At 33.6% G+C, this 24366-nt stretch carries 29 protein-coding genes; 26 read left to right on the top strand and 3 right to left on the bottom strand.

All coding sequences use genetic code 11. The annotated features are described in order from the left end of the window. Positions 1 to 6 precede the first annotated feature (6 nt). The 3 genes from NAAC61_RS07060 to NAAC61_RS07070 are packed head-to-tail and all read right to left on the bottom strand — an operon-like array spanning position 7 to position 2042. Positions 7 to 984: an AI-2E family transporter gene (locus tag NAAC61_RS07060; protein WP_233187770.1), complete on the bottom strand. Its 978-nt coding sequence runs from the start codon at positions 982 to 984 to the stop codon at positions 7 to 9. 37 nt (positions 985 to 1021) lie between these two features. Continuing rightward, positions 1022 to 1576: a DUF4416 family protein gene (locus tag NAAC61_RS07065; RefSeq protein ID WP_121959696.1), complete on the bottom strand. Its 555-nt coding sequence runs from the start codon at positions 1574 to 1576 to the stop codon at positions 1022 to 1024. Then, entirely contained in the window at positions 1563 to 2042 is a 480-nt protein-coding gene (locus tag NAAC61_RS07070; protein ID WP_146026697.1) for a hypothetical protein, read from the bottom strand. Before NAAC61_RS07070 ends, NAAC61_RS07065 begins: the two co-directional genes overlap by 14 nt. A 297-nt stretch (positions 2043 to 2339) precedes the next feature. Here NAAC61_RS07070 and NAAC61_RS07075 point away from each other — a divergent pair, with 297 nt between their 5' ends. The 26 genes from NAAC61_RS07075 to NAAC61_RS07195 all read left to right on the top strand — a co-directional run bounded on the left by NAAC61_RS07075 (position 2340) and on the right by NAAC61_RS07195 (position 24352). Beyond that, positions 2340 to 4019 (top strand): acyl-CoA mutase large subunit family protein, encoded by a 1680-nt coding sequence (locus NAAC61_RS07075; RefSeq protein WP_202695588.1) that lies wholly within the window; start codon positions 2340 to 2342, stop codon positions 4017 to 4019. 141 nt (positions 4020 to 4160) lie between these two features. Next, positions 4161 to 4562, top strand: a complete 402-nt coding sequence (locus NAAC61_RS07080; protein WP_121514670.1) for a cobalamin B12-binding domain-containing protein — start codon at positions 4161 to 4163, stop codon at positions 4560 to 4562. Continuing rightward, on the top strand, positions 4540 to 5472 hold the full coding sequence (meaB, locus tag NAAC61_RS07085; RefSeq protein WP_202695589.1) for a methylmalonyl Co-A mutase-associated GTPase MeaB: 933 nt from the start codon (positions 4540 to 4542) through the stop codon (positions 5470 to 5472). The genes NAAC61_RS07080 and meaB overlap by 23 nt, the downstream gene beginning before the upstream one ends. Further along, entirely contained in the window at positions 5456 to 5860 is a 405-nt protein-coding gene (gene mce / locus NAAC61_RS07090) for a methylmalonyl-CoA epimerase (protein ID WP_202695590.1), read from the top strand. Before meaB ends, mce begins: the two co-directional genes overlap by 17 nt. Before the next feature lie 220 nt (positions 5861 to 6080). Further along, positions 6081 to 7637, top strand: a complete 1557-nt coding sequence (locus tag NAAC61_RS07095; protein WP_202695591.1) for an acyl-CoA carboxylase subunit beta — start codon at positions 6081 to 6083, stop codon at positions 7635 to 7637. 13 nt (positions 7638 to 7650) lie between these two features. Continuing rightward, positions 7651 to 8043 (top strand): OadG family transporter subunit, encoded by a 393-nt coding sequence (locus NAAC61_RS07100; protein ID WP_012208392.1) that lies wholly within the window; start codon positions 7651 to 7653, stop codon positions 8041 to 8043. Between the two features lie 6 nt (positions 8044 to 8049). Then, positions 8050 to 8520, top strand: coding sequence for a biotin/lipoyl-containing protein (locus NAAC61_RS07105; protein WP_012208393.1), 471 nt, complete (start codon positions 8050 to 8052; stop codon positions 8518 to 8520). 46 nt (positions 8521 to 8566) lie between these two features. Beyond that, a complete protein-coding gene (locus NAAC61_RS07110; RefSeq protein WP_103065706.1) occupies positions 8567 to 9607 on the top strand; it encodes a potassium channel family protein in 1041 nt (346 codons plus the stop codon). An 11-nt stretch (positions 9608 to 9618) separates the two neighbouring features. Then, positions 9619 to 10947, top strand: a complete 1329-nt coding sequence (locus tag NAAC61_RS07115) for a hypothetical protein (RefSeq protein ID WP_202695592.1) — start codon at positions 9619 to 9621, stop codon at positions 10945 to 10947. A gap of 114 nt (positions 10948 to 11061) precedes the next feature. Continuing rightward, entirely contained in the window at positions 11062 to 11439 is a 378-nt protein-coding gene (gene rpsF, locus NAAC61_RS07120; protein WP_012208396.1) for a 30S ribosomal protein S6, read from the top strand. 22 nt (positions 11440 to 11461) lie between these two features. Then, complete coding sequence (locus tag NAAC61_RS07125) at positions 11462 to 11977, top strand: single-stranded DNA-binding protein (RefSeq protein ID WP_103065708.1); 516 nt, start codon at positions 11462 to 11464, stop codon at positions 11975 to 11977. 87 nt (positions 11978 to 12064) lie between these two features. Beyond that, entirely contained in the window at positions 12065 to 12295 is a 231-nt protein-coding gene (rpsR, locus tag NAAC61_RS07130; protein WP_012208398.1) for a 30S ribosomal protein S18, read from the top strand. A gap of 113 nt (positions 12296 to 12408) precedes the next feature. After that, positions 12409 to 12858 (top strand): 50S ribosomal protein L9, encoded by a 450-nt coding sequence (rplI, locus tag NAAC61_RS07135; RefSeq protein ID WP_103065709.1) that lies wholly within the window; start codon positions 12409 to 12411, stop codon positions 12856 to 12858. A 25-nt stretch (positions 12859 to 12883) separates the two neighbouring features. Further along, a complete protein-coding gene (locus NAAC61_RS07140) occupies positions 12884 to 13711 on the top strand; it encodes an MBL fold metallo-hydrolase (RefSeq protein ID WP_202695593.1) in 828 nt (275 codons plus the stop codon). A 130-nt stretch (positions 13712 to 13841) separates the two neighbouring features. Next, positions 13842 to 14312, top strand: coding sequence for an NfeD family protein (locus tag NAAC61_RS07145; protein WP_103065711.1), 471 nt, complete (start codon positions 13842 to 13844; stop codon positions 14310 to 14312). A 48-nt stretch (positions 14313 to 14360) separates the two neighbouring features. Further along, a complete protein-coding gene (locus tag NAAC61_RS07150) occupies positions 14361 to 15290 on the top strand; it encodes an SPFH domain-containing protein (protein WP_012208402.1) in 930 nt (309 codons plus the stop codon). 18 nt (positions 15291 to 15308) lie between these two features. After that, the gene (locus NAAC61_RS07155) at positions 15309 to 15830 is read left to right on the top strand and encodes a hypothetical protein (protein WP_012208403.1); all 522 of its coding nucleotides are present in this window, start codon (positions 15309 to 15311) and stop codon (positions 15828 to 15830) included. A 71-nt stretch (positions 15831 to 15901) separates the two neighbouring features. Further along, positions 15902 to 16198 (top strand): hypothetical protein, encoded by a 297-nt coding sequence (locus NAAC61_RS10740; RefSeq protein ID WP_237729811.1) that lies wholly within the window; start codon positions 15902 to 15904, stop codon positions 16196 to 16198. Beyond that, positions 16179 to 16571, top strand: coding sequence for a thioredoxin family protein (locus tag NAAC61_RS10745; protein WP_237729812.1), 393 nt, complete (start codon positions 16179 to 16181; stop codon positions 16569 to 16571). Before NAAC61_RS10740 ends, NAAC61_RS10745 begins: the two co-directional genes overlap by 20 nt. Before the next feature lie 22 nt (positions 16572 to 16593). Continuing rightward, positions 16594 to 17595 (top strand): thioredoxin-disulfide reductase, encoded by a 1002-nt coding sequence (trxB, locus tag NAAC61_RS07165; RefSeq protein WP_121959709.1) that lies wholly within the window; start codon positions 16594 to 16596, stop codon positions 17593 to 17595. A 98-nt stretch (positions 17596 to 17693) separates the two neighbouring features. Continuing rightward, a complete protein-coding gene (gene rpsO / locus NAAC61_RS07170; RefSeq protein WP_012208406.1) occupies positions 17694 to 17969 on the top strand; it encodes a 30S ribosomal protein S15 in 276 nt (91 codons plus the stop codon). A gap of 60 nt (positions 17970 to 18029) precedes the next feature. Continuing rightward, positions 18030 to 20117 (top strand): polyribonucleotide nucleotidyltransferase, encoded by a 2088-nt coding sequence (locus tag NAAC61_RS07175; protein ID WP_103065104.1) that lies wholly within the window; start codon positions 18030 to 18032, stop codon positions 20115 to 20117. Positions 20118 to 20519: 402 nt separating this feature from the next. Next, positions 20520 to 21749, top strand: a complete 1230-nt coding sequence (locus NAAC61_RS07180) for a M16 family metallopeptidase (RefSeq protein ID WP_202695594.1) — start codon at positions 20520 to 20522, stop codon at positions 21747 to 21749. A gap of 23 nt (positions 21750 to 21772) precedes the next feature. Then, positions 21773 to 22813, top strand: coding sequence for an HD-GYP domain-containing protein (locus tag NAAC61_RS07185; RefSeq protein WP_012208409.1), 1041 nt, complete (start codon positions 21773 to 21775; stop codon positions 22811 to 22813). Positions 22814 to 22816: 3 nt separating this feature from the next. Beyond that, the gene (locus NAAC61_RS07190; RefSeq protein ID WP_012208410.1) at positions 22817 to 23488 is read left to right on the top strand and encodes a metal-dependent transcriptional regulator; all 672 of its coding nucleotides are present in this window, start codon (positions 22817 to 22819) and stop codon (positions 23486 to 23488) included. Positions 23489 to 23539: 51 nt separating this feature from the next. Then, positions 23540 to 24352, top strand: a complete 813-nt coding sequence (locus NAAC61_RS07195; RefSeq protein WP_012208411.1) for a purine-nucleoside phosphorylase — start codon at positions 23540 to 23542, stop codon at positions 24350 to 24352. Positions 24353 to 24366 lie beyond the last annotated feature (14 nt).

The raw sequence follows: 24366 nt of genomic DNA on the forward strand, positions 1-24366 counted from the left end.
TTAGTATCACTTGATTTTTATCACAAAATATTCCCAAAAGTTTCTAATATAAACAACTATCGGAAGGGCGATAAGAATACCTAAAAAGCTGAATAACTCACCGAATAAAAGTATAGATATTATTATTACAAACCAATGCAAATTTAGAGCATTACTTTGGATTCTCGGACTGAAGAACCACATTTCTAACTGATTGGCAGCGGTTAAAATTACTAAACCTATTATTAGACCGATTAGCCCATTTTCGGTAAAAGCTAGCATCAACAAAGGAACCGCCGAAATAACTACTCCCAAATAGGGTATAAAATCAGTGATCCAAGCCAAGATACCTAAAAAAAGTGCACTTGGTATACCAAAGATGAAGGACATTAACCCAATGAAAGTTCCTACCATTATAGCTGTCAAAAATTGTCCATGTACAAATCTTTCAAACTGTGAGTATGTATCCTTCATAAATTTCAAACCCTTTTCTCTGTCGTTTACAGGGTAGAGTTTCCATAAATTATTCTTCGTGATTGTTTTTAATGAACCTATTGCCGCAGTTGTTACCACCAAAACAATTGCTGAAGTTATCAAACTGGGAATGGATGATAAAAGCTGGTTCATCAAACCTAAGGCAAAATCAGAAAGATTTTTGTTCAAATCGTTGATAAAAGTAACCAACCATTCTGGTAGTTGAGCCAATGCTTCTTCTTGTGGAATTGTTAAAGAGGAAAGCATAGAAAATAGTTTATTGCCTTCACTAATCACAACGGGGAAAAATGTGATCGCTGCATATAAGACTAACCCTAAGACAAGTATATGTGATAAAACGGCAGATAATTTAGAATTCATAATCTTAGAAAATAAATTTTGTGGTGCTTCTATAAGCATAGACAAAAAGACACCCAAAATCAACGCTGCAATAATAAAAGGAGAAAAATGAGCCAAAAACAGAAATAAAACTAAATATATTAGTGACAGCCAACCACCTTGTGACAACAATATTTTCACCATCCATTTATAGAAATTAAGAAACACTTTACGATATATAGTTTTTCCTTTTCTTCAGATAAACATCTCTGATTGCATCTAACTCATTTAAATATTCTGGATCTTTAAAATTAGGGTAAGTGTATTTGAGAGGTTCCCATTGCCCGAAATTGTACATTAAGGTAATCTCAGCATATATACCTTTGCCAATATAAATCCTATTGCCCCAGTGTTTTGTGCTCGCTAAAACAAATTGAGTGTGGTGAAGATAGCCGATGTCTATATTTACTTTTCTTTTACCATCAACCGAAAAGTTATTCTCAATCTCATTCGTTATCAATTTCGCGTCCGGCAAAAAACCGGGAGAACTTAGATATTTAAAACTCACCAACCTTGATTCAATTCGTATATTTTTACCCATTTCTTCGTTATAATAATCTGTAAAGCGCTGAAAATCTAATGAAGAAGAAATATAGTCGATAGGTCCAAAATGTTTTTCGAGCAACTCTTTCAAACTCATTTTATAAAGCCATAAATCAGAATCTCCAGCAGTAAATATATGCGCCAAATAATTTACAAGATCTGGTGCTTTAGTCATTCCCATACGACAAACTCACCTCAAAATCTTCCAGTTTTACAGTATATTTGACAAGTGGTGTTTCTATAACCGTTTCACCTTGGTTACCGTGTATCTCCAAATTTTCTCCAAAAGCCAGTTGAATTTGAATATTCTGGTTTGGTGGAACCACAGTTTTGTTTACATATATTTCAGAAGTTCCCCTATTGATAATATTTAGTGTGTATATATTTCTTTGCAGTATATTATTGTAAAACCTTAAATCTTGGATTAGAAAATAAAGAAAAATTAAGTTAACGATCAAGAATGCTACCATCAAAAATTGAAATATCTTAAGTTTGTTATACGCCGTATCTTTCCTTTCTAGCTGAACTTCTCCCTTTAACTCTTCATCTTCAAAGATTACATTTATCTCTTCATCTAATATAGTACTCAATCTCTTTGCTACATCTGTCAAAGAGACTTTGGAGAAGTACTCAAAGTCTCCATCCATAAGATTTTCTAGGGTGGATACAGGTATTTTTAAATTATCGGCTATTTGTTTTGGGGTATAATTGGATTTCTCAATTAATGACCTAAGGTCTTTGTCAAAATGTGCTTTTATCGTTTTTTACCTCCTCAAACTGACTTTTTAAATTATAACACAATATTGCCTTCGTTAGTCAGCAAAATTATTTTTTACCAATAATGATTTGTAAATTTTAAAATAATAGGGTAAAATAATAATGACCCCGGGTAATGAAATTTTTTTCATAGTTCGTATAAAAATTTATTGTGGGAGGAAATTCCTATGTTTGAAAGAGAAAAAATTCATGAAATAGAAAAGTCAAAAAAAGAATGGGAAGGGAAAAAATTAGAACCTACCTTAAGACGTTTCCCAGAGAGAAAAAAGGAATTTGTTACCTCATATGAAGATGAGATTGAAAGGCTTTATACACCTTTAGATATAGAAAATTTAGATTACCTTAAAGATTTAGGCTTTCCTGGTGAATACCCTTTCACCAGAGGTGTACAACCAACCATGTACCGAGGTAAGTTGTGGACCATGCGTCAATATGCAGGATTCGGGTCTGCAGAAGAATCCAACAAAAGATATAAATACTTATTAGAACAAGGCCAAACAGGTTTATCTATAGCCTTTGACCTGCCAACACAAATAGGTTTTGACTCAGACGATCCCATGTCCGAGGGGGAAGTAGGAAAGGTTGGAGTAGCAATAGATTCACTAAAAGATATGGAGATTCTTTTCGATGGCATCCCTCTTGATAAGGTGAGTGTTTCAATGACTATCAACTCAACTGCGATGATTTTATTGGCAATGTTAATGACTATTGCAAAAAAACAAGGTGTTCCTTATGAAAAACTTAGAGGTACTATTCAGAACGATATTTTAAAAGAATACATAGCAAGGGGCACTTATATCTTTCCACCAAAAGAATCTATGAAGTTGATAGTAGATATTTTTGATTATGGAAGCAAAAACCTTCCAAAATTTAACTTAATAAGTATCAGTGGCTATCATATTAGGGAAGCAGGAGCCAATGCGGTTCAAGAAATAGCTTTTACATTAGCAGATGGAATAGCCTATGTCGAGGCAGCAATTAAAGCCGGATTAGATCCAAATGAATTTGGAAGGAATCTCTCATTCTTTTTCAATGCCCATAACAACTTTTTAGAAGAAATAGCAAAATTTAGGGCCGCTAGAAAATTATGGGCAAGGATTATGAAAGAACGCTTCGGTGTGACGGATGAAGACGCAATGAAATTGAAATTTCATACCCAGACTGCCGGTTCCACATTAACCGCACAACAACCTTTGAATAACATAATAAGGGTAACAATTCAAGCTTTGGCTGCGGTTTTAGGTGGTACCCAATCACTTCACACTAACTCTTATGATGAGGCTTTAGGACTGCCTACAGAACAATCCGTCACCGTCGCTTTAAGAACACAACAAATCATAGCCCACGAAATCGGAGTAAGCGAAACCGTAGATCCTCTAGCGGGATCGTTCGCTATAGAAAAATTAACTTTAGACATAGAAAAAGAAGCTCAAAAATATTTAGAAAAAATAGATGAGATAGGCGGAATGGCAAAAGCCATAGAGGACGGATACCCTCAAAAAGAAATATTAAATAGTGCTTATAAAACACAAAAAAGGATAGAAAATAAAGAACAGATCATAGTGGGGATTAATGAATACAATTCTGACAAAAAAGAAAAGATAGATATCCTAAAAGTTGATGAAGAACAAGAAGAAAAGCAAATAGAAAAGTTAAAGAATTTAAAAAGGCAAAGAGATACCACAAAAGTAGAACAATCTTTGAATAGATTGAAAAAGGCTGCAATAAACGAGGAGAATTTATTCCCTTATGTAATTGAATGTGTAGAAAACTATTCAACAATAGGAGAAATAACAAAAATTTTAAAAGAAGTTTATGGGGAGTATCGTGAAAGTACTACAATCTAATTATTTTTTTATATTAACCGAACCTTTGCCATTTTAGAGACTTTATACAATGAGGGTGGGGAGCGGGGCAAAGGGGCGCTGACAGAAATTTTAGAGTTTTTAAAGTCAGCATTTACCATTTGGAGAGGAGGCAGCTTTGAAATGAGTACAAGAATTCGTGTCTTAATAGCTAAACCAGGGCTCGATGGTCATGACCGAGGAGCTAAAGTTTTAGCAAGAGCACTAAGAGACGCCGGAATGGAAGTAATCTACACAGGCATAAGAAGAACTCCGGAAGAAATCGTTGAAGCAGCAATTCAAGAAGATGTTGATTTAATTGGCTTATCTATACTTTCAGGTGCACACAAGAAGTTATGTCAAAAAATACTAAATTTACTAAAAGAAAAGGAAGCTGATATTCCCGTTACCCTTGGTGGAATCATTCCGGAAGAAGATATCCCGGAACTAAAGGAAATGGGAATAATCGAAATTTTCACCCCAGGTACTTCATTAAAAGATATAATAGAGAAGGTGAAAGATATTGCAATGGGCAGAAAAGTATGAACAATTACTTCCAAAATTTAAAGCCCATAATAAAACCGCTTTAGCGAAGATGATATCTCTATTAGAAGATAATTATTCACAAACCTGGGAAATTATTTCTCGATTACATTCGGATATTCAACCAAAAAATTCATATGTAATAGGTGTTACAGGTAGTCCTGGCGTCGGAAAAAGCTCTTTTATCTCAAGATTGGTCTCATTTTACTCCAATAAAGGTCAGAATATTGGAATAATCCTGATTGATCCCAGCAGTCCTTTCAGTGGCGGGGCTTTTTTGGGAGATAGGGTAAGAATGTTTGATTTAACCAAAGCTTCTAACGTTTACATCAGAAGTATAGCAAGTAGAGGAGCAATGGGGGGAGTTTGCAATTCGATTTATGATATTATTGATGTAATGAAGGCATTTGGCTTCGATACAATAATCATTGAAACGGTGGGAACCGGTCAATCAGAGATCGATATATTCTATGCTTGTGATACTACTCTTTTAATATTATCTCCTGATGCTGGCGATGAAATTCAAATTTATAAGGCAGGAATAATGGAAATAGCTGATTGCTATATTGTCAACAAGATGGATCTATCTAATTCCAAAAGATTCTTAATGTACTTAGAAAATTATTTGGATTCACAAATCGAAAATCCCAAAAAAGTTTTTAGCGTTAGTTCCACTGAAAACAAAGGATTTGAAAAAGTTCACGAATGGTTAGAATCAAGCAGAGAATACTTTCAAAACTCTAATTTAAAAGAGAATCTAAGAAAAAAAAGTCGTGTTAAAAACTATCTTTTCCATCTTATAGAAAATTTTTTGGAAGATTATCCGTTGGAAAATCAAGATACCGATTCCCTTAAAAAAGATGTTATAGCATTCATGTGTAAAAAGGAGGGAAACAATGGAAACCAAAATTGACCACATAGGAATTGCTGTCAATTCCATTGAAGAAGCATTCAAGTTGTATAGGGACTTGCTTCACGTTGAAAAGAGTGCAGAAGAAATCCTAGAAGATAGAGGAATAAAAGTTACTTTTTTATACATAAAAGATGTTAGAATAGAACTTATGGAACCTTTAAGAGAGGACTCTGAAATATCAAATTTTTTAAAAAAACGAGGCGAGGGATTCCACCACATCGCATATCAAGTAGATAACATTAAAATGGTCTTAGAAAACGCAAAAAAAATGGGTTACAAAACCTTATCTGATGAACCTAATCGAGGAGCAGGTGGAAGCTTAGTCTTCTTTTTACATCCAAAATCTGCTAACGGTATTTTAACTGAGTTTGTTGAGTATCGTAAATAATAAATTAAGAGTTGCAAGGTCTAAGGGACCTTTGGGCACTTCCTTAAATGGGTTGGGAGCGTTTGCTGCAGTATGCAAACCATTTTTTTTATAAATGATTTTGACCTTGAATTTGGGGTTTTTAAGGGGCTTCCCCTTAATGTCCGAACAAGGCGGCGCTGACACAACGTTTTAGAAATTCTGAAAACTGTATAAATCTCGCAAATAAGGAGCTTTATATATGCCAGATGAAGAACTAATTCAAAAAATAGAAGAGTTGAGAAAAAAGAAAGAATCCCTTCTTGTTGGAGGGGGAGAAGAGAGAATAGAAAAACAACATAAAATGGGTAAGTTAACTGCTCGTGAAAGAATAGAAGCTCTTGTAGATGAAGGTACTTTTGAAGAAATCGATATGTTAGTTAAACATAGATGTACATACTTTGATTTAGATAAAAAAGAGTTTCCATACGATGGAGTTGTCACAGGATTTGGAGAGATCAACGGCAAAAAAGTTGCAATTTTTTCCCAAGATTTCACCATTCAAGGTGGATCCCTTGGAGAAATGCATGCAAAGAAAATAATGAAATTACAAGATTTGGCTATGAAATACGGTATACCTTTAATCGGAATAAATGACTCTGGCGGAGCTAGAATACAGGAAGCTGTTGATGCCCTATATGGTTACGGTGGAATCTTTTATAGAAATACCCAGGCTTCTGGTGTAATTCCTCAAATAACCGTTATAGCCGGCCCGTGTGCAGGAGGGGCGGTTTACTCCCCAGCGATAACTGATTTTGTAATTATGGTGGATCAAACTTCACAAATGTTTATCACAGGCCCTCAGGTTATAAAAACTGTGACTGGCGAGGACATTGATAAAGAGAATTTGGGAGGGGGTAAGATTCATAACTCAAAAAGCGGTGTCGCCCACCTTTTGGCAAAAGACGATGGGCAAGCCATGGAACTTGTCAGAAAGTTACTTTCTTACATACCTTCAAACAATGTTGATCCTGTAGAACCAATTGATTACGATAAAAATTATGAATTACCCGAAGAAATAAACGAAATAGTCTCACCTAACCCGAAAAAAAGTTATGATGTAAAAGATTTAATCAATTTAGTATTTGATCCAGGGTCTTTTTTTGAAATTCATCCTCATTTTGCCAAAAATATTGTCGTAGGCTTTGCAAGATTGGAAGGAAAATCTGTGGGGATAATAGCCAATCAACCAAAAATCTTGGCAGGTTCTCTCGATATCGATGCTTCCGATAAAGCAGCCAGATTTATAAGATTTTGTGACTCTTTTAATATACCTATTATCACCTTTGTTGACACACCTGGATACTTACCAGGAGTATCTCAAGAACACGGTGGAATAATTAGACATGGAGCAAAGCTATTGTATGCTTATTCTGAATCCACCGTTCCTATGATCACAGTAATTTTAAGAAAAGCCTATGGTGGGGCTTATATTGCAATGGCTTCACAACATTTGGGCGCTGATTTTGTGTTTGCATACCCAACAGCGGAAATAGCTGTTATGGGATCAGAGGGTGCCGCAAACATTATCTTCGCTAAAGAGATTGAAAGTTCTGAAAATCCCGAAGAAAGGAGAAAAAGACGCGTTGAAGAATACAAAGAGCGGTTTGCAAATCCCTATGAAGCAGCTTCTAGGGGCTATATAGAAGATGTTATAGAACCCATCGAAACAAGAAGAAGGTTAGCTACTTCTCTTTCCATAGCTTACTCAAAAGTAAAACCGACTCCATCTAAAAAGCATGGAAATATTCCGTTATGATGGAGGAATAATTATGAAAAATGTATGGATTATTTCATTAATGGGAATATCTATAGTCTTTCTATTGCTAATAATTTTAATGGTGATCATTTGGCTTTTCCGTTTTTTCTTTAAAAGTAATACTAATAATTCGTCAGGTAAATCAAGTTTAGAAAAACCTCAAAAAGAGTACATAAAACCACCACAGGTCAAAAGAATTGAAAATGACGAGAAAAGTGATGAAGAAGAACTGTTTGCTATCGTTTCGGCTATAACCAGTTATCTTGCTGACAAAGAATTCAAAATTGAAAGCATTAAAGAAGTTCCAAATAAAGAGTTGAAATTGGAAAAGAAAATTAAAACAAGGTGGATGAAACACCAACCTTCTATTTCTTGGAGACCTTATTACAACAAAAAGTGGAGGTAAAGTAAATTGAAAAGAAAATTCAAAGTTACTATAAACAATAAAACCTATGAGGTTGAAGTTGAGGAAATAGGCTCTGAAATTGCTAACGAAGAAAAAACAAAAGAAACAGAAGAAAGAGTCTCTGAAAAAGAGCAATTTAATGAGATCCCCAAAGCTGTTGTCGAGAAAAAAGCTGAAAAAAGGGGCAAGAAAAAAGTTGAGAAAAAACAAAAAGATGAAGAGGAAAAGGTCCCTGAGGAGCCAAATAAAAGGGAAACAGACTCAGGTTATGAGGTCAAAGCTCCCCTTCCAGGAGTAATCAACGAAATAAATGTGAAAGAAGGTCAGAGCGTCAAAGCTGGAGATAAGCTTGTCATAATCGAAGCAATGAAGATGGAAAATGAAATACCAGCCGAAAACGACGGTATAGTTGAAAAAATTTTGGTAAAAAGAGGGGACAACGTCGAAGGTGATCAAACATTAATGATTATAAGGTAAAAATCACTAATCTCCAAAGTGGAAAGGGGGCACATGTCTCGATCAAATGAATGAAACTCTAACTTTGAAAATAAGACGATTTGTGATATCCATTATGATTTTTATTTTAATAGTCTTTACAGGAACAGTAGGTTATATGATACTGGAAGATTGGGCTTTTTTAGACTCTATTTTTTTTACTATAATCACGTTGAGTACCGTTGGATACGAGATACCTGCCAATCTATCGAGGGCTTCACAGATATTTACAATGGCATTGATCCTCTCTGGAATAACGGTAGTCTTATACTCTCTTTCAACCCTAACCTCCTTCATTGTTGAGGGTGAGATGAGAAACGTTTTGGAGGTAAGAAAAAGAATGAAAAAAATAGATGGTATGAATAATCATTATATTGTTGTAGGAGCTGGTAAAACGGGATTTTTTGTCTGTCAAAATCTATTAAAAGAGAAAAAAGATTTTGTCTTGTTGGATAAATCAGAAGAAAGAGCACAACAATTTCTAAAAGAAATAAATGAGGAAATTCCATATTTTATTGGTGACGCAAAAAATGAAACGGTGCTGGAAGAAGTTGGAGTCAAAAGAGCTGATAGCATCATATTAACCCTACCGTCCGATGTGGATAACTTGTTTGTTGCTTTAACGGTGAAAAGTATAGTACCTAAAATCAACATCATCTCAAAAGTCAACGATCCCGAATCGGTGAAGAAACTATCTTATGCTGGAATCAACAAGATTGTTCTTGAATCTGAAATCTCTGGCAATAGATTAGCCTATATGGCAACTCGGCCTAATATTGTATCATTTCTTGAAACGATCATTCATACGCCAGAAAAAGATTTACAGCTGGAAGAGGTTGATATACCCAAAAACTCTTGGGTAATTGGTAAATCCCTTAAGGAAATAGCCCTACCCGACAAGGTAGATATGATTGTGATAGCCGTAAGAAAAAAGGATAATAACAGCATATTCAATCCTAAGGCAAATACCATAATAGAAGAGGGAGACGTGATAATAGTACTGGGGGAAGACTCTAAAATTAAAAGATTGAGAGAGATAGTTGAGCAAGATAGTTACCAGCTAAGATGAGGGGGTATAAAATGTACAAAAAAACATTGGTTCCCATTTTAATGATTCTTTTACTTTTTTCACTAGGATTTTCAATAAATTTAGAACTTGACTTTCAAGGGACATATGATAATTATGAAGAAACCTTCACTGACAGGATAGGTATAAAGTTATACAATTACACTTCAAACTTCGATATCACAAGTGAGTTAGCCTTTTACAACGATGATAAGTATTATTTTTATGAGTCAGATTACTATTGGGATCACTACTTTCTGATAGAAAACAGTTATATTACCCTTAGAAACGATGATCAAACACTTGAATTGAGTGGTGGTATAAAACAACTAAAAGATGAAGTGAATTCTCCCTACTCATTGTTTTTATCTTCCAATAATATTCCTCTTGTCAATTTAGATGTAGGTTATGAAGATGAACATTTCTTTTTTGAAACCATGTGGGTTCAATTGGTAAGTGAAAATAACACCAATTTTGCTACCCCTACAGCAATGAATTACAAAACGTATGGATTGAAATTTGGCAATTTCAGGGTAGGTTATCAAGATGTGCTCGTTTACAACAGGGCTTTTGACTTTTTTTACTTTTTAAATCCTATGCCCGCATATTTTGCTCAAGAGATTAGAGCAATAGAAAACCGTATGCCATGGTGGGAAAATATAAACGATAACTCAATAATGGGATTCTTCTTTGATTACAAGGACCCTAATTACTATATTTACTCTCAACTATTAGTAGACGATTTCAACACTAACAGATTCTTCAATCCAGAAGAGAGACAAAATCCTGACAAAGTTGCCTTTTCTTCAGGATTAAACCTAGCAAGCAGCCTAGGAACTTTTGGTGTTTACGGTGCCTTTGCAACCCAATACACTTTTCAACCAGGAGGTGGGCCAGGTTACACTATCTATCCGGAAAGTATTTATTCTTATGAGAAGAATAATGTTGTTTTTGAGGAAGGTATAGATTTCACAGATAATTACATCGGATACAAATACGGTGAAAACACGGTTTCTTTCCTAGTTGACTATGACTATACATACAATAACTGGTTCAACCTTTATTCTTCTTTTGAAACTGTGTTTTCCGGAAGAAAATCCCCAACGGAGAATACGGCTCCAGATGAAGGTACCTATCTTTTGGATGATCCACTTTTGGAAAAGAGATATGTGTATACCATAGCAACAAACTTCTATTTTAACAATTTAGAGTTTAACCTATCAGCTGATATGGGAGTAATACAAAATAAATTAGAATTCAATGAAGTTGCAGATACTTTCGAACCTTCAACTGAAGATGAAAATATTTTAAAACTAAACTTTGGATTTGGTATAGAATTTTAATATAATTTTTAAATAAAAACAATAACCTTATTTAGATTTTCTGTTATAATTGCACATGAAAAAATCCTGCTTCTGATAAGTTCAGAGGCCTAAGACCATAGGAGGAGGTATATAGTGGGAAAAAGATACTACGAAACAATGTTTGTCGTTAGAACAGACATTCCTGAAGAGGAAAGAAATGCTTTGGCAGAAAAGGTGAGAGGTTGGATAGAAGGCCAACTGGAAGGTGAAGTAGAAGAGTTCACGAGATGGGGTGTAAGGAAATTAGCCTATAGGACTCAAAAAGGTAAATTTACAGAAGGTGATTATACCTACATCATATACAAAGCTGATCCAGAAAAGATTAACCAACTGGATGATCTTTTTAAAGTGAACCAAGAGATTTTTAGGTTTCAAACGATTAGAAGAGAAGATCTTGAGAAAAAAGTAAGAAAAACCCAAAAAGAAGCAAAAATAAAGGTAGAAGAACCAGAAATTTCTGAAGAAATTTAACGAAAAATAGGAAGTGTTTTTTATGTCTATTTCTTATAACAAAGTTATTTTGGTTGGGAGATTGACCAGAGATCCAGAGATACGTTCTACTATGAATGGAAATAACGTTGCAAACTTTCATTTAGCTGTTGACAGAGGTACTTCAAACAATCAAGATGGCACAGATTTCATAAAAATTGTGGCTTTTGGTAAACAAGCGGATTTTGCATCAAACTATTTAAAAAAAGGGAAATTGATCCTAGTTGAAGGATCGCTTCATATTAATCAATGGACAGATAGAGATAATATAAAAAGAGAAACAGCTGAAATCTGGGCCAATAGAATGAATTTCATGGAAACAAAAAAGGCTCAAGAAGCTAATGAATTTTCTGGTATGCCCATTGCAGTAGAAGAAGGTTTCTCTGATATAGGCAATATTTCAGACACCGATCCGATCGAAGAAATAGGTGATGAAGCTTTTCTCGGAGACGACACTTTTTTAGAAGGAGACCTTGATGACCTTGAAAATGATCTTTCTTCAGATAATAAACCTATCTGAACTGAAGAACTTTAGAAATAAGTTTTTTAGGTAAAAGGGTATCGAGAAAGGAAATAAAAAATGAGAAAAACGGAGGTTTTAAATAGAATGGCGTACGTTAAAAAAGAAAGAAAAAGAATAAAAAAATGCAAATTATGCAGGGATAATGTTGAATATATTGATTACAAAGATGTCAGAAAATTAAAAGAGTTTATGAACGACAAAGGAAAAATCCTTCCAAAAAGAATAAATGGAAATTGTGCCAAACATCAAAGAATGGTACGAACAGCGATACAACGTGCAAGAAAAATGATGTTAGTCCCTTACGTGAACGAGTGAGGCTACAATTCATGTTATAAATACAATAGATAGAGGGATTCCTCTATCTATTTTTTTGAAGATATGTTTTTTACCTAATTATGATAAAATTGTACAAAGGGGTGTTTTGACAGATGAAAGTATTGTTGCTGGAAGATGTAGCTAAATTAGGGAAAAAGGGTGAAATAAAAGAAGTTTCTGATGGATACGCAAGGAATTATTTGATTCCAAAGAATTTGGCTGCTGAAGCAACCGGAGGTTATATAAAGCACATTGAAGAAAGCAAAAAAATAGAAGACGAAAAGAAGGAAAATCTAAGAAAAAGAAGCGAAGAAATTTTAGAAAAATTAAAGGGTACAAAAATAGAAATAAAAGCAAAAGCAGGAGAAAAAGGCAAACTTTTTGGTGCGGTAACAGCTCAAGATATTTCTGAAAAAATAGAGGAATTACTTGATGAAAAGTTTGACAGAACTTGGTTTGATGAAAAGGTAAACATAAAAGAATTAGGAACTCACACTTTAAAAGTTAAACTTCCTCAAGGCGTGAGAGGGGAAATAAAGGTTGAAATAAAACCAGAAAACTAACAAATTTCAATGGGAGTTGTGATAGTTGGAGTTTTTAATAAGATCAAAGGCATTGTATACGACTTGGGTTTTTTACAAACCAGATAGAATACTTTTTGATGCTGGTGAAGGGGTTAGTGCAGAGTTAGGAAACAAAATATATGGAATCGAAAAGATTATTTTAACACACTCCCACGTAGACCATATAGCTGGATTGTGGGGAATCATTAATACTCGTAATAACGCTATGGGGAACAGAAACAAAAAACTAGAAATTTACTATCCAAAGGGATCGGAAAATATTACTGAATATTTAAACTTTATAGGTAAAATGAATAAAAGATTAAGATACGAAATAGATTTTAGAGAAATAATGTTATCGGATACTATCTCTCTAAACAACAAAAGATTTATAAAACCCTTTAAAACAAGACATACCCCTGGGGAAGTCTCTTTTGGTTACCAAATTTTAGAGCAAAGAAAAAGAGTAAAAGAAGCGTATAGAGAATTAACTGAACCCGAAATAAAAGATTTAATAATTAATAAAAAAGAAGATATCTTAGAAAACTACATTGCGAACATATTGACTATAAGCGGGGATTCGCTACCTATTCCCCCCAATTTCGCAAAAGATTGTGGAACGCTACTTCATGAATGTACCTTTTTTGATGAAAAGGATAGAAAAATTAGAAACCATACCTCTCTAGCAGAATTAAAAAATTTAATTAACATTTCCAAGCCTAAGAGAGTTATTATATACCATGTCTCAAGTAGGTACAACAGCAAAATTAAGTCAGCCAAAGAAGAATTGAATAAAGAATTCCCAGATATACAAATAAATATCGTCCACCCTGAAAAAGTTTTCAAGATCTAATTTTGCTGTTTTTTGCAAAATGGTTTTACTGTGATGTGCAAAAAGGTCTTTTTTGCAATGCTTTAGAAGTAACATCCTAATTCTCATTTGCTTCGCAAATGATGTTTGCAAATGACGTGAGGTGATAATTATGGGTCAATGGGGTGTGTGGGTCATTTTTGCTATAATTTTTGCGGGCGTTGAAGCTATACTTCCATCTTTTTTCTTTTTATGGTTCGCCATAGGAGCTGGAGTAGCAGCTATTACATCTTTATTTATTTCATCGGTTGTTTTAAATTTGCTAATATTCTTAATCGTTTCTTTTTTGTTGTGGATCTCAACAAGAAAAATTGTACAAAATATGTACAAAGGCTCTTCTACTATAAAACCTTATCAAGATCAATTTGTTGGCATGAAAGCTAAGGTAGATAAAATTGACGATGAAGGAAGAATCATAGTTAAAATAAAGGGAGACGAATGGAGAGCATTTCCAGAAGATGAAGAAAACTATCTTATTAATGTGGGCGATGATGTTATAATCACAAGAAAAACCGCTAATTTTGTATATATAAAAAAAATCAATGCATCTGAAAATAATCAAAAAAAAGAGACGGGGGAATAAAATGTTTTTTAGTGACCACAATTTGAAAAAGAAAGGTGGGGAAAAACAATGTTGGTAATATTGATAATAGCAGTTTTGTTTTTGATCTTTATTGCTGCAATGAGTTTAAGAATTATCCGCCCTTACGAAAAAGGTTTGGTAGAAAGATTAGGAAAATTTCATAGACAGGTCGATTCTGGATTAAATTTCATCATGCCTTTCATAGAAAGAATAACCAAAGTAGATTTAAGAGAAATGTTGATAGATGTTCCACCTCAAGAGGTTATCACTAGGGATAACGTTATAGTTACCGTTGATGCTGTTATATATTACGAGATAACTGATGCTTATAGAGTAGTCTACAACGTTGGAGATTTTACTTCGGCGGCTGTTAAATTGGCTCAAACAAATTTAAGGAACGTGATCGGAGAATTAGAATTAGACCAAACATTAACCTCTAGAGAAAGAATCAACACAAAACTCAGAGAAGTATTAGATGAAGCCACCGATAAATGGGGAGTAAGAATCACCAGAGTGGAGATCAAAAAGATCGATCCTCCTCAAGATATTATGGATGCAATGAGCAAGCAAATGAAAGCCGAAAGAATGAAAAGAGCTGTTATTTTAGAGGCTGAAGGGTACAAACAATCACAAATTACCAGAGCAGAAGGAGACAGAAATGCTGCAATATTAAAAGCAGAAGGTGAAGCGGAAGCCGTTAAGAAAAAAGCAGATGCTCAAAAGTATAAATTAAGTATCGAAGCAGACGGAGAAGCTGAGGCAATTCTTAAAGTTTTCGACTCAATCCATAAAGGCAATCCTACAAAAGATTTGATAACAATAAGGTACTTTGAGGCATTAAAAGCAATCTCAGACGGGAAATCAACAAAGGTCTTTATGCCTTATGAAATTTCGGGAATATTGAGCTCTGTAGCTGCTATGGCAGACATTTCGAAAAACGATATAATCTCTGATAGCAATCCAGAAAATAAAGAATAAAATTCTGAGGTAATTTTTATGGTATTATTAAAGTCTTTGTTTATCAATGCAATCAGTTTTTTAATAGCTTTTGCTGTTATTAGACTTTTGATCATGAAAAATAAAGAACCCTATCATTTCGTAGATTATTTTAACCTGTACGGTTTAACATCTTTTTTGCTGGTATGTTTTTATTTGAAGTATTTAAACGATTTAACGATATTAATGGAAATTATTGCATTCTTTATTTTGTTCTTATTTTATCTAAGGTCTTTTGACGCGGCTACAAAAAAATATCATGAAAGATTCAAAATAACTATTCTCTCTTTCGGTTATTCAAAAAAAACATATTTTAATAATTTTCTCTCAAAAAAAATCCTAATGAGAGGGGTTGAAGCTTTTCTTTTCGCCGTATCTTTTTATTATTTCATGGATAAACTATTTTTGTCAATCCCCATAATATTAAATCCGATGATAATAATAATACCGTCGATCCTTTTATTTTTTACAACGATTGTTAAATCATCAAAAATTAACAAAACATATAGAATTTTAAAGTAGATTAAATCAAAATATGTTAATATACCTATATAGGGTATATACAACACTAAATTAGATGGAGGTTTTTAAATATGGAAAAATTGATGGACAAAGAAACACAAAACAAGGTAAGAGAAATTTTAGAGGAATTGACAGAGCCTGTTCAAATATTTTTATTCAAAAATGATGGAGAATATTCAGAAATTGTTGAACAGTTACTTGGAGAGCTCAAGGAATTAGATGATAGAATAAAAGTTGATACCTACCATTCTGATTCTGAAGAAATTAACAACTACGATATTGAAAGAGATTTATTTCCAGCTATGGTAATATTAGATAGCGAAGGGAACGATTACGGAATTAGATATTATGGGATCTTCGGGATATGAGTTCACTACTCTGCTTCAAAATCTCATCGCTGTATCTAATAATAGTGTGACCTCTTTCAGCGATGAAAACAAAGAAAAATTATCTAAAATAGACAAAAAGATGAGGATCAGAGTTTTCGTGACTCCAACTTGTCCATACTGCCCTAGGGCTGTTTTTGCAGCTCATCAAGCCGCTATGTTAAACCCTAATATAACAGGAGAAATGATAGAAGCTAACGAATTCGATCGAATATCTTTTGAATATGGTGTAAGTTCCGTTCCACATACCGTGATAGAAGTAAAAGAAAGCGAAGAATGGGTAAAAAAAGGTGAGTTTGTGGGAGCCTACCCTGAAAATAGTTTTGTGGAAGAAGTTTTAAAAGCAGTTGAATAAAGTAGTTGAAGGAGGTTCTCAGATGTTTTTTAACGTTGAAGGGGCTAACAAAAAATCCGAAATAAAACAACAATATGACGTTGTAATAATCGGTGGCGGTCCTGCCGGGATTTCAGCTGCTATATATGCCTTACAAGGCGGAGCTTCTACCCTGGTAATTGAAAAAGCAATTGAAGGCGGACAAATGAATTTAACAGATATTATAGAAAATTACCCAGGGTTTAAAACGATAAAGGGTGAAGAGCTATCTTCTTTGATGAAAGAGCACGCAGAGCAGTTCGGAGCCGACTTCTATGATGGGAAAGTTATAGAATTAAAAGATGAAGATTCCCATAAAACGGTTGTTATGGAAAATGGAAAAACAATCAAATCAAAGGCAATAATAATAGCAAGCGGATCTTACCCTCGAAAATTAGGGGTTAAAGGTGAAGAGGAATTTTCTTCCAGAGGTGTTTCTTACTGTGCATCGTGCGATGGTCATTTTTTTAAGAATAAAAAAATTGCTGTCGTGGGAGGAGGAAATACAGCCGTAGAGGAAGCGGTTTATTTATCGAACATAGCTAAAGAAGTTTATATAATTCACAGAAGAGAAAAACTTAGAGCTGATAAACTTTATCAAGATAGAGCCTTTTCTCGTAATAACATAAAGTTTAAATGGAATTCGGTCATTGAAGAAATTAAAGGCAAAGATAAGGTCGAAAGTTTGGTCATTAAAAATCTAAAAAACGATGAAGTTTATGAAGAACCTTTCGATGGAGTTTTTGTTTTCGTTGGATTAGTGCCAGAAACAAGCTTTTTAAATAAAGATCTTTTCGATTTTGACGAATATGGTTTCTTAATTACAGACGAGAATATGGAAACAAAAGTTAAGGGTATTTATGCAGTAGGAGATGTAAGAAAAAAGGAGCTCAGACAAATTGTAACTGCGGTGTCCGATGGAGCTATAGCTGCTTCACATGCAATTCGCGAGTACGTTAATGAAGACCAAATATCATCAACTCAATCGATAAATTTGACAAAATGAAGATATAATTGTATAATATGTTTAGTACCTTTAACTCAGTTTAGGGTGTAACCCCTTTTCTTGGTTAAAGGAATATTCTGCAGGAGGTTATAGAAAAGATGTCTAGAGGATTGGACCCCGAGAAGAAAGAAGAGCTTATCGAAGAATTTAAAATCAACGACAAAGATACTGGTTCTGTAGAAGTGCAAGTAGCTCTTCTTTCTGCTAGAATCAAACATTTAACGGAACATTTGAAACAACACCCAAAGGATTACCATAGTAGACGTGGATTGATGATGATGGTAGGAAAAAGACGAAAGATGCTCAAATATTTGAGAAAAAGTAAACCCTTAGTTTATCAAGAAATCATCAATAAATTAGGTATAAGAGGTTGATAACAAATTTTTTAAAAAGCGGGGCATAAGCTCCGTTTTGTTTTTATAGGAGGTGTGAGAATGAAAGTATTGGAAAAAGAACTTTTTGGCAGAAAATTACGTATTGAACATGGTAAAGTTGCCAAACAGTCTCTTGGTTCTGTGATGCTGACTTTTAACGAGTCAACTATACTAGTTACAGCAGACGCTTCGGAAGAAACAGTAAAAGGTCAGGACTTCTTTCCATTAACCGTAGAATTTCAAGAAAAATTCTATGCAGTTGGTAAAATTCCAGGAGGTTTTATAAAAAGGGAAGGGAAACCAAGCGATGAAGCCATATTAGCTGCAAGGCTTATCGATAGACCTATTAGACCTTTGTTTCCAGAGAATTTTTTCAATGAGGTCCAAGTAATAACTACGGTATTTTCAATGTTGAATGGCGATAGTATAGAAACATGGGGTATAACAGGTGCTTCGTTAGCCCTGAATCTTTCACCTATACCATTTAATGGTATTGTTGCGGGAGTAAGGATAGGATACGTGGATGGACAATTCATTGCCTTCCCAACCCAAGAACAACTAAAGAATTCTAAAATTGACATGGTCGTTGCAGGAACCAAAGATGCAGTTACAATGGTAGAAGGTGAATCACTGGAAGTTTCTGAAGAAGAAATGGTAGAGGCTCTGATGTTCGCACAGGAAAAGATAAAAGAAATTATAGCAATTGAAGAAGAGTTTCTTTCAGAATTAAACATTGAAAAATGGGAAGTTCAAAAAGAAATAGTTCCAGAGGAGTTTATTGAAGATTACCTATCTCTCATAGACGAAGAAGAGTTAAAAAAGGTACTACTCACAAAAGGTAAAAAAAACAGGGATAAAGTTATATCAGAGTATAAAAAGAACGTAATGAAAAAATTTGAAGAAATCTTCTTGGAAAAATGGAGTGTGGCTTTTTTTGAAGATAAAAAACGTTTCTTAGAAAATGCTTTTGAAGAAAAACTTCAAGATTCGATGAGAAAAATGATTATTAACGAGAACAAAAGAGTTGATGGAAGAACTTGTGATGAAATTAGAGATATCACCTGTGAAGTAGGGCTGATACCTAGAGTGCACGGTTCTGCACTTTTTACCAGAGGGGAAACTCAATCTCTAGGAACTGTTACTTTAGGTGCTCCTTTGGATGTTCAAGTTCTTGATACTATATTCAGCGACGAAGAAAAGAGATTCATGCTCCATTATAATTTTCCTCCTTTCTCAACCGGTGAAGTAAAAAGGCTCAGAGGAGTCAGCAGAAGAGAAATTGGCCATGGGCATTTAGCAGAAAGAGCACATAAAAACCTTATCCCAAGCGATGAAGAGTTCCCTTATACTATTAGAGTCGTTTCTGATATTTTAGAATCAAATGGTTCCTCATCTATGGCTAGCGTATGTTCTGCCTCCTTGGCTTTAATGGATGCAGGTGTACCAATCCAAAAACATGTTGCGGGTATTGCCATGGGTTTGATCTTTGAAAACGATAATTTCGTAGTTTTAACAGATATTTTAGGAATGGAGGACCACCTAGGAGACATGGATTTTAAAGTAGCAGGAACAAGAGATGGAATAACTGCTTTTCAAATGGATGTTAAAACCAGTCAGGTTAATAAAGAAGTTCTTCAAAAGGCTTTAGAAAAAGCAAAAATAGCACGGTTGAAAATTTTAGATAAGATGTATGAAACTATCCCTCAACCACGCAAAGAATTGTCTCCATACGTTCCAATAATGAAAGTATTTAAAATACCCGTCTCAAAAATAGGAGAAGTAATCGGACCCGGTGGGAAAAATATTAAAGAGATCAGCGAATTATACAATGTTGAAGTTTATATAGAAGATGATGGAAAAGTCAAGATAACTGGCCATAATGCAAACAAGGTTGATGAAGCTATTAATCACATTCAAAATTTAATCGCACAAGTAGAAAAAGGTGGAATTTTTGAAGGTACAGTGAAAAGAGTCGAAAAATACGGTATATTTGTAGAAGTGTTACCCGGTAAGGTTGGAATGTTACATGTATCCAATTTGAAAGACAAACTTGAATCCTTTAAAATTGGTGATAAGGTTAAAGTCGAAGTAATGAAGGTTGAAGACCAAGGAAAATTCCAATTAAAACAATTAAAAGAAGAAAATTAAAAAATCAAACGTGCGGCTTTTTAACCGCATGTTTTTATTAATATTAGTAATAGATATTGTTTTTAGAAGTTCTAAAATTTATATAAAGCAACCCTTTCTCCGCCCCATACCCCTAAGGATTAAAAAGTTCTTGCGTTTTTGCCTCGTCCCTTCCCTTATTTTATTCCTAAAATATCTTACGATTTCAATACTTGCTTTATAAACCACAATCAGAGAAAAATTTTACAGCCAATTTCGAAGTTCTTACTTAGGAAAATTATCCATCCAATTGTTTGTATTATATGTTAGATATAATTGATAATGTTATGGTATAATTAAATATCGTAAATTTGCTGTTTTTTCAAACAAAATATTTAAGAAAAATGATTTTAAACTCTTTAGCACATGGAGGGAAAACTAATTTTGTATACTCATGAAATATTAGACAATGGTTTAGATGTAATTCTTATCAACAGGGATTCTATGATGAGTGCTTCTGTACTTTTTTGTGTGAAAGCAGGTTCCTCAAAAGAGGCAAAAGAAAATGCAGGATTATCTCATCTCATTGAACACGTTTCTTTTCGAGCAACTAAAAGAAAAAACACCTTCGAAATTAAACAACCAATAGAAGAAGTAGGTGGTGTCTTAAATGCCTTCACTTCAAAGAATTTCACAGTTTTTTTTGCAAAGATACCTTCTCTAAAAGTGAATGAAACATTAGAAATCATGTCTGAGATTCTTTATGAACCTTTATTTAAAGAAGAAGATATAGAAAAAGAAAAAGGTATAATATTAGAAGAAATCTCTTCATATGAAGATGACCCCATAAACATAGTATTTGAAAACTTATACACTAATGTATATGATGACAACTTTTCAAGACCTATAATGGGATACAAAGATACAGTTATGAATATAAAAAAATCAACAATAGAAGAATTCCACTACAAATACTATCAACCGGAAAACACTGTGGTCATAATATCAGGAAAATTCGATGAGGATTCGGTATTGAAACAACTCAACAGAATTAAGAGCATTGCAAATTTGAACTCTTTTAAAAATAACATCACCAGTCCTTCGATAGTTGACAAAGAAATTTTCATCAAAAAATACAAAAATGATTTAGCTAGCAATTATTTAGTTCAAGGATTTAAAGCACCTTCTAAATTAGATGAATACTATTACTCTACACTAGTACTCAATACCTTTCTGGGAAGTGGAATGAGTTCCCTGCTATTTTCAAAAATTAGAGAAGAAGAAGGTTTAGCTTACGAAGTCACATCAGATTATGAAACTTATCCGAAAGCTGGATTGTTATTATTTTATGCAGCAACAACTGATAAAAACCTAGAAAATCTACTCGGAAAAATAGAGGAAGTTGTAGATGATCTCAAGAATAATAAAGAAATCGAAAAATGGTTCAATTACGGGAAAAATAGATTAATCGGTAAATTAACGTTAGAGGTAGAAAACAATTTATCCATGGCTTTAAATATTTTAAATTTGTATGTAAATTATGGTAAAATCATGACGATAGAAGAATTTATAAAAAATATAGAAAAGGTTGAACTTTATAACGTTATTGAAACAGCAAGCAGTATTTTTTCTAACAATAAATATGTTTCGATACTTTCACCGAACAATCAATAAAATCCTGAAGGTGGGTGTTTTTTATGAAAAAAATCCCTTTTTATGAATTAAAACCCGGTCAAATAGTCGCAGAAGATGTTTTTAAAGAATCTCTTTTGTTAATTCCAAAAGGAACTGTCTTAAAATCAACTGACATTAACAGGTTAAGAAGCCACGGTATAAAGACCGTAAATGTTTATGATGAAAATGATTTTATTGAAAAAAAGATCGAAGAAAATATTTCCATAGAATTCGAAAATATTCCCCCTATTGTAGAAGAGGAAACATATAATGAATGGCATCAACATTTTGAATTTGTAAAAGATATTACGTATTTAAAAGATGATCCTTCAGAATTAGATTCTCTTGCAGAAGATATTTATAAGAAATTTTTAAAAACTGAAGACGTCGTATTAAATTTATTTCATGCCATAGGAAGCGAAGCTTTAAATTCTCATTCTATAAATACATCGATCATCGCCTCAATAATCGCTTCAAAATTGAATATGCCGGATGTATTCTTCGATTCTCTTGTAAAAACGTGTCTACTCCATGACATTGGATACAGCTTGATAGGAAAAAGAGTGATATTTGATTATATAGACCTAGAAGATGTAACGGTCAGATCTCATATTGTATCCGCTTATGAAACCTTAAAAAATATTCAAAAAAATATAGGGAAAGAAATTGTAGATGCTATTTCTACCCACCACGAACGATACGACGGAACTGGTATTTTTATGAGATTAAAAGAGAACGCTATAAGTCCTTTGGTAAGAATATTACAAATAGGAGACGCTTACGACTCCTACATAGAAATAGGGAACTCCCCATACGAGGCGATGAGTTTTCTCTTAAGATATTCGGGATTAATTTTTGATCCGTATTATGTAAGTGTTTTCTTTTCAATAGTTGGGTTGTACCCAACAGGAACCCAGGTAATTCTAAACAACGGCAAGAAGGCTACCGTAGTCAAAAAGGGAAAAACTTCATCTTTTCCAATAGTCGAATGTGATGGAAAAACTATAGAAACAGGAATGGAAACTGGCTTGTTTATCAGAGAAGTACTGAAAAAAGGAGAGTAAATATTGGCTGAAAATATCTCAGAAAGTTTGGAAAATTATTTGAGAGCGATTTATATTTTACATATCGACGGAAAAATACCAAGAGTAAGAGATATTTCAAGAATATTATCTGTAAAAGATGCTTCTTCAGTTGAAGCCATTAGAAAACTAGAAAAGCATGGATACGTTAAACATGAACGGTATGGTTATGTAAAACTTACGGAAAAAGGGTTGCTTAATGCCGAAAAGGTTTATAGAAGATACATAATTCTTATAGATTTTTTTGTCAACGTATTAGGACTTTCAAAAGAAGAGGCATATACCCTGTCTTGTGGTATTGAGCACCACATGAATGATAATTTTTATATTTCTTTAGATGGATTAATGTTATTCCTTAAAAGAAACCCCATAGAATTAACGGAAGCAAAGAAGTTTATTTCAAATTATAAGAAAAAAATGCCTCATGACTTCAAAACTTCTCTCTGGGATTTGAATATATCAGAATCTGCAAAAATATACGATATTTCAGGAGATTCTATATTACGGAAAAACATAATGGACAAAGGTATATATCCTGGTTTAACTCTAAAAGTAATAAAAAAAACCGATGACATGATCGAAATTTTGGTTAATGAAAAAGTAATCAATCTTACGTCACATGAATCAAAGCATATAATAATAGGAAATCTAAATTAAAGTTTAACTCTTTAAATTTATTTTTTGCCCTAAGGAGGTACATATTTACATATGACCACTAAAATCGAAAAAGCTTCTCAATATATTAAAGAAAGTACAGAAATAAAACCAATTTTAGGATTAATATTAGGCTCTGGCCTTGGATACATAGCGGACCAGGTAGAAAATCCAAAGGTGATTGAATACAAGGACATTCCTTTTTTTCCACAATCAACTGTAGTAGGACATGAAGGGTCTTTAGTCATAGGTACTATAGAAGGTATCCCTGTCATGATATTAAAAGGACGATTTCATGCTTATGAAGGAATTGAACTAAAAGATATTGTTTTTCCTATTTATGTGATGAAGGATTTAGGAGTTAAAGGTCTGATAATAACGAATGCAGCTGGTGGAATTAACAAAACATTTTCTCCAGGTGATATAGTGGTAGACGTCGATTTCATAAATTTTACATTCAAAAATCCTTTAAGAGGCCCTAATTTAGATGAGTTTGGCCCCAGATTCCCTTCTTTAGTTGAACCTGTCGATAAAAATTGGGTTAAAAGCGTTATCGAGAAATGTAAAAAAGATAATATAGAGCTCAAAGAGGGGACTTATTTATGGACTTTGGGTCCATCTTATGAAACCCCTTCTGAAATTAGAATGTTCGACAAATATGAAGCAGACCTAGTAGGAATGTCAACCTTACCAGAAGTGATGGCGGCGAATCATGTAGGCTTAAAAGTTATTTCATTTTCTGCAGTTACCAATATGGCTGCTGGTATTCTCCCACAACCTCTAAAACATGAAGATGTTCTTAGAATAACTGAAAAAATAAAGGGAAAGTTTGAAAAGGTCGTATACAACGCTATTAAATTATTTTAATATAAAACATCAAA

Origin of the sequence: Petrotoga sp. 8T1HF07.NaAc.6.1, assembly GCF_016772115.1 — a bacterium.
GTDB classification, from domain to species: Bacteria; Thermotogota; Thermotogae; order Petrotogales; family Petrotogaceae; genus Petrotoga; species Petrotoga mobilis.

What these genes read in the sequence shown, in the direction of transcription:
- NAAC61_RS07065 (WP_121959696.1), bottom strand. Translation starts at nt 1,576, where the DNA reads ATGGGAATGACTAAAGCACCAGATCTTGTAAATTATTTGGCGCATATA.
- NAAC61_RS07070 (WP_146026697.1), bottom strand. Translation starts at nt 2,042, where the DNA reads ATGGATGGAGACTTTGAGTACTTCTCCAAAGTCTCTTTGACAGATGTA.
- NAAC61_RS07075 (WP_202695588.1), top strand. Translation starts at nt 2,340, where the DNA reads ATGTTTGAAAGAGAAAAAATTCATGAAATAGAAAAGTCAAAAAAAGAA.
- NAAC61_RS07080 (WP_121514670.1), top strand. Translation starts at nt 4,161, where the DNA reads ATGAGTACAAGAATTCGTGTCTTAATAGCTAAACCAGGGCTCGATGGT.
- mce (WP_202695590.1), top strand. Translation starts at nt 5,456, where the DNA reads ATGGAAACCAAAATTGACCACATAGGAATTGCTGTCAATTCCATTGAA.
- NAAC61_RS07095 (WP_202695591.1), top strand. Translation starts at nt 6,081, where the DNA reads ATGCCAGATGAAGAACTAATTCAAAAAATAGAAGAGTTGAGAAAAAAG.
- NAAC61_RS07100 (WP_012208392.1), top strand. Translation starts at nt 7,651, where the DNA reads ATGAAAAATGTATGGATTATTTCATTAATGGGAATATCTATAGTCTTT.
- NAAC61_RS07110 (WP_103065706.1), top strand. Translation starts at nt 8,567, where the DNA reads ATGAATGAAACTCTAACTTTGAAAATAAGACGATTTGTGATATCCATT.
- NAAC61_RS07115 (WP_202695592.1), top strand. Translation starts at nt 9,619, where the DNA reads ATGTACAAAAAAACATTGGTTCCCATTTTAATGATTCTTTTACTTTTT.
- NAAC61_RS07125 (WP_103065708.1), top strand. Translation starts at nt 11,462, where the DNA reads ATGTCTATTTCTTATAACAAAGTTATTTTGGTTGGGAGATTGACCAGA.
- rpsR (WP_012208398.1), top strand. Translation starts at nt 12,065, where the DNA reads ATGGCGTACGTTAAAAAAGAAAGAAAAAGAATAAAAAAATGCAAATTA.
- rplI (WP_103065709.1), top strand. Translation starts at nt 12,409, where the DNA reads ATGAAAGTATTGTTGCTGGAAGATGTAGCTAAATTAGGGAAAAAGGGT.
- NAAC61_RS07145 (WP_103065711.1), top strand. Translation starts at nt 13,842, where the DNA reads ATGGGTCAATGGGGTGTGTGGGTCATTTTTGCTATAATTTTTGCGGGC.
- NAAC61_RS07150 (WP_012208402.1), top strand. Translation starts at nt 14,361, where the DNA reads ATGTTGGTAATATTGATAATAGCAGTTTTGTTTTTGATCTTTATTGCT.
- NAAC61_RS07155 (WP_012208403.1), top strand. Translation starts at nt 15,309, where the DNA reads ATGGTATTATTAAAGTCTTTGTTTATCAATGCAATCAGTTTTTTAATA.
- NAAC61_RS10740 (WP_237729811.1), top strand. Translation starts at nt 15,902, where the DNA reads ATGGAAAAATTGATGGACAAAGAAACACAAAACAAGGTAAGAGAAATT.
- NAAC61_RS10745 (WP_237729812.1), top strand. Translation starts at nt 16,179, where the DNA reads ATGGGATCTTCGGGATATGAGTTCACTACTCTGCTTCAAAATCTCATC.
- trxB (WP_121959709.1), top strand. Translation starts at nt 16,594, where the DNA reads ATGTTTTTTAACGTTGAAGGGGCTAACAAAAAATCCGAAATAAAACAA.
- rpsO (WP_012208406.1), top strand. Translation starts at nt 17,694, where the DNA reads ATGTCTAGAGGATTGGACCCCGAGAAGAAAGAAGAGCTTATCGAAGAA.
- NAAC61_RS07175 (WP_103065104.1), top strand. Translation starts at nt 18,030, where the DNA reads ATGAAAGTATTGGAAAAAGAACTTTTTGGCAGAAAATTACGTATTGAA.
- NAAC61_RS07185 (WP_012208409.1), top strand. Translation starts at nt 21,773, where the DNA reads ATGAAAAAAATCCCTTTTTATGAATTAAAACCCGGTCAAATAGTCGCA.
- NAAC61_RS07195 (WP_012208411.1), top strand. Translation starts at nt 23,540, where the DNA reads ATGACCACTAAAATCGAAAAAGCTTCTCAATATATTAAAGAAAGTACA.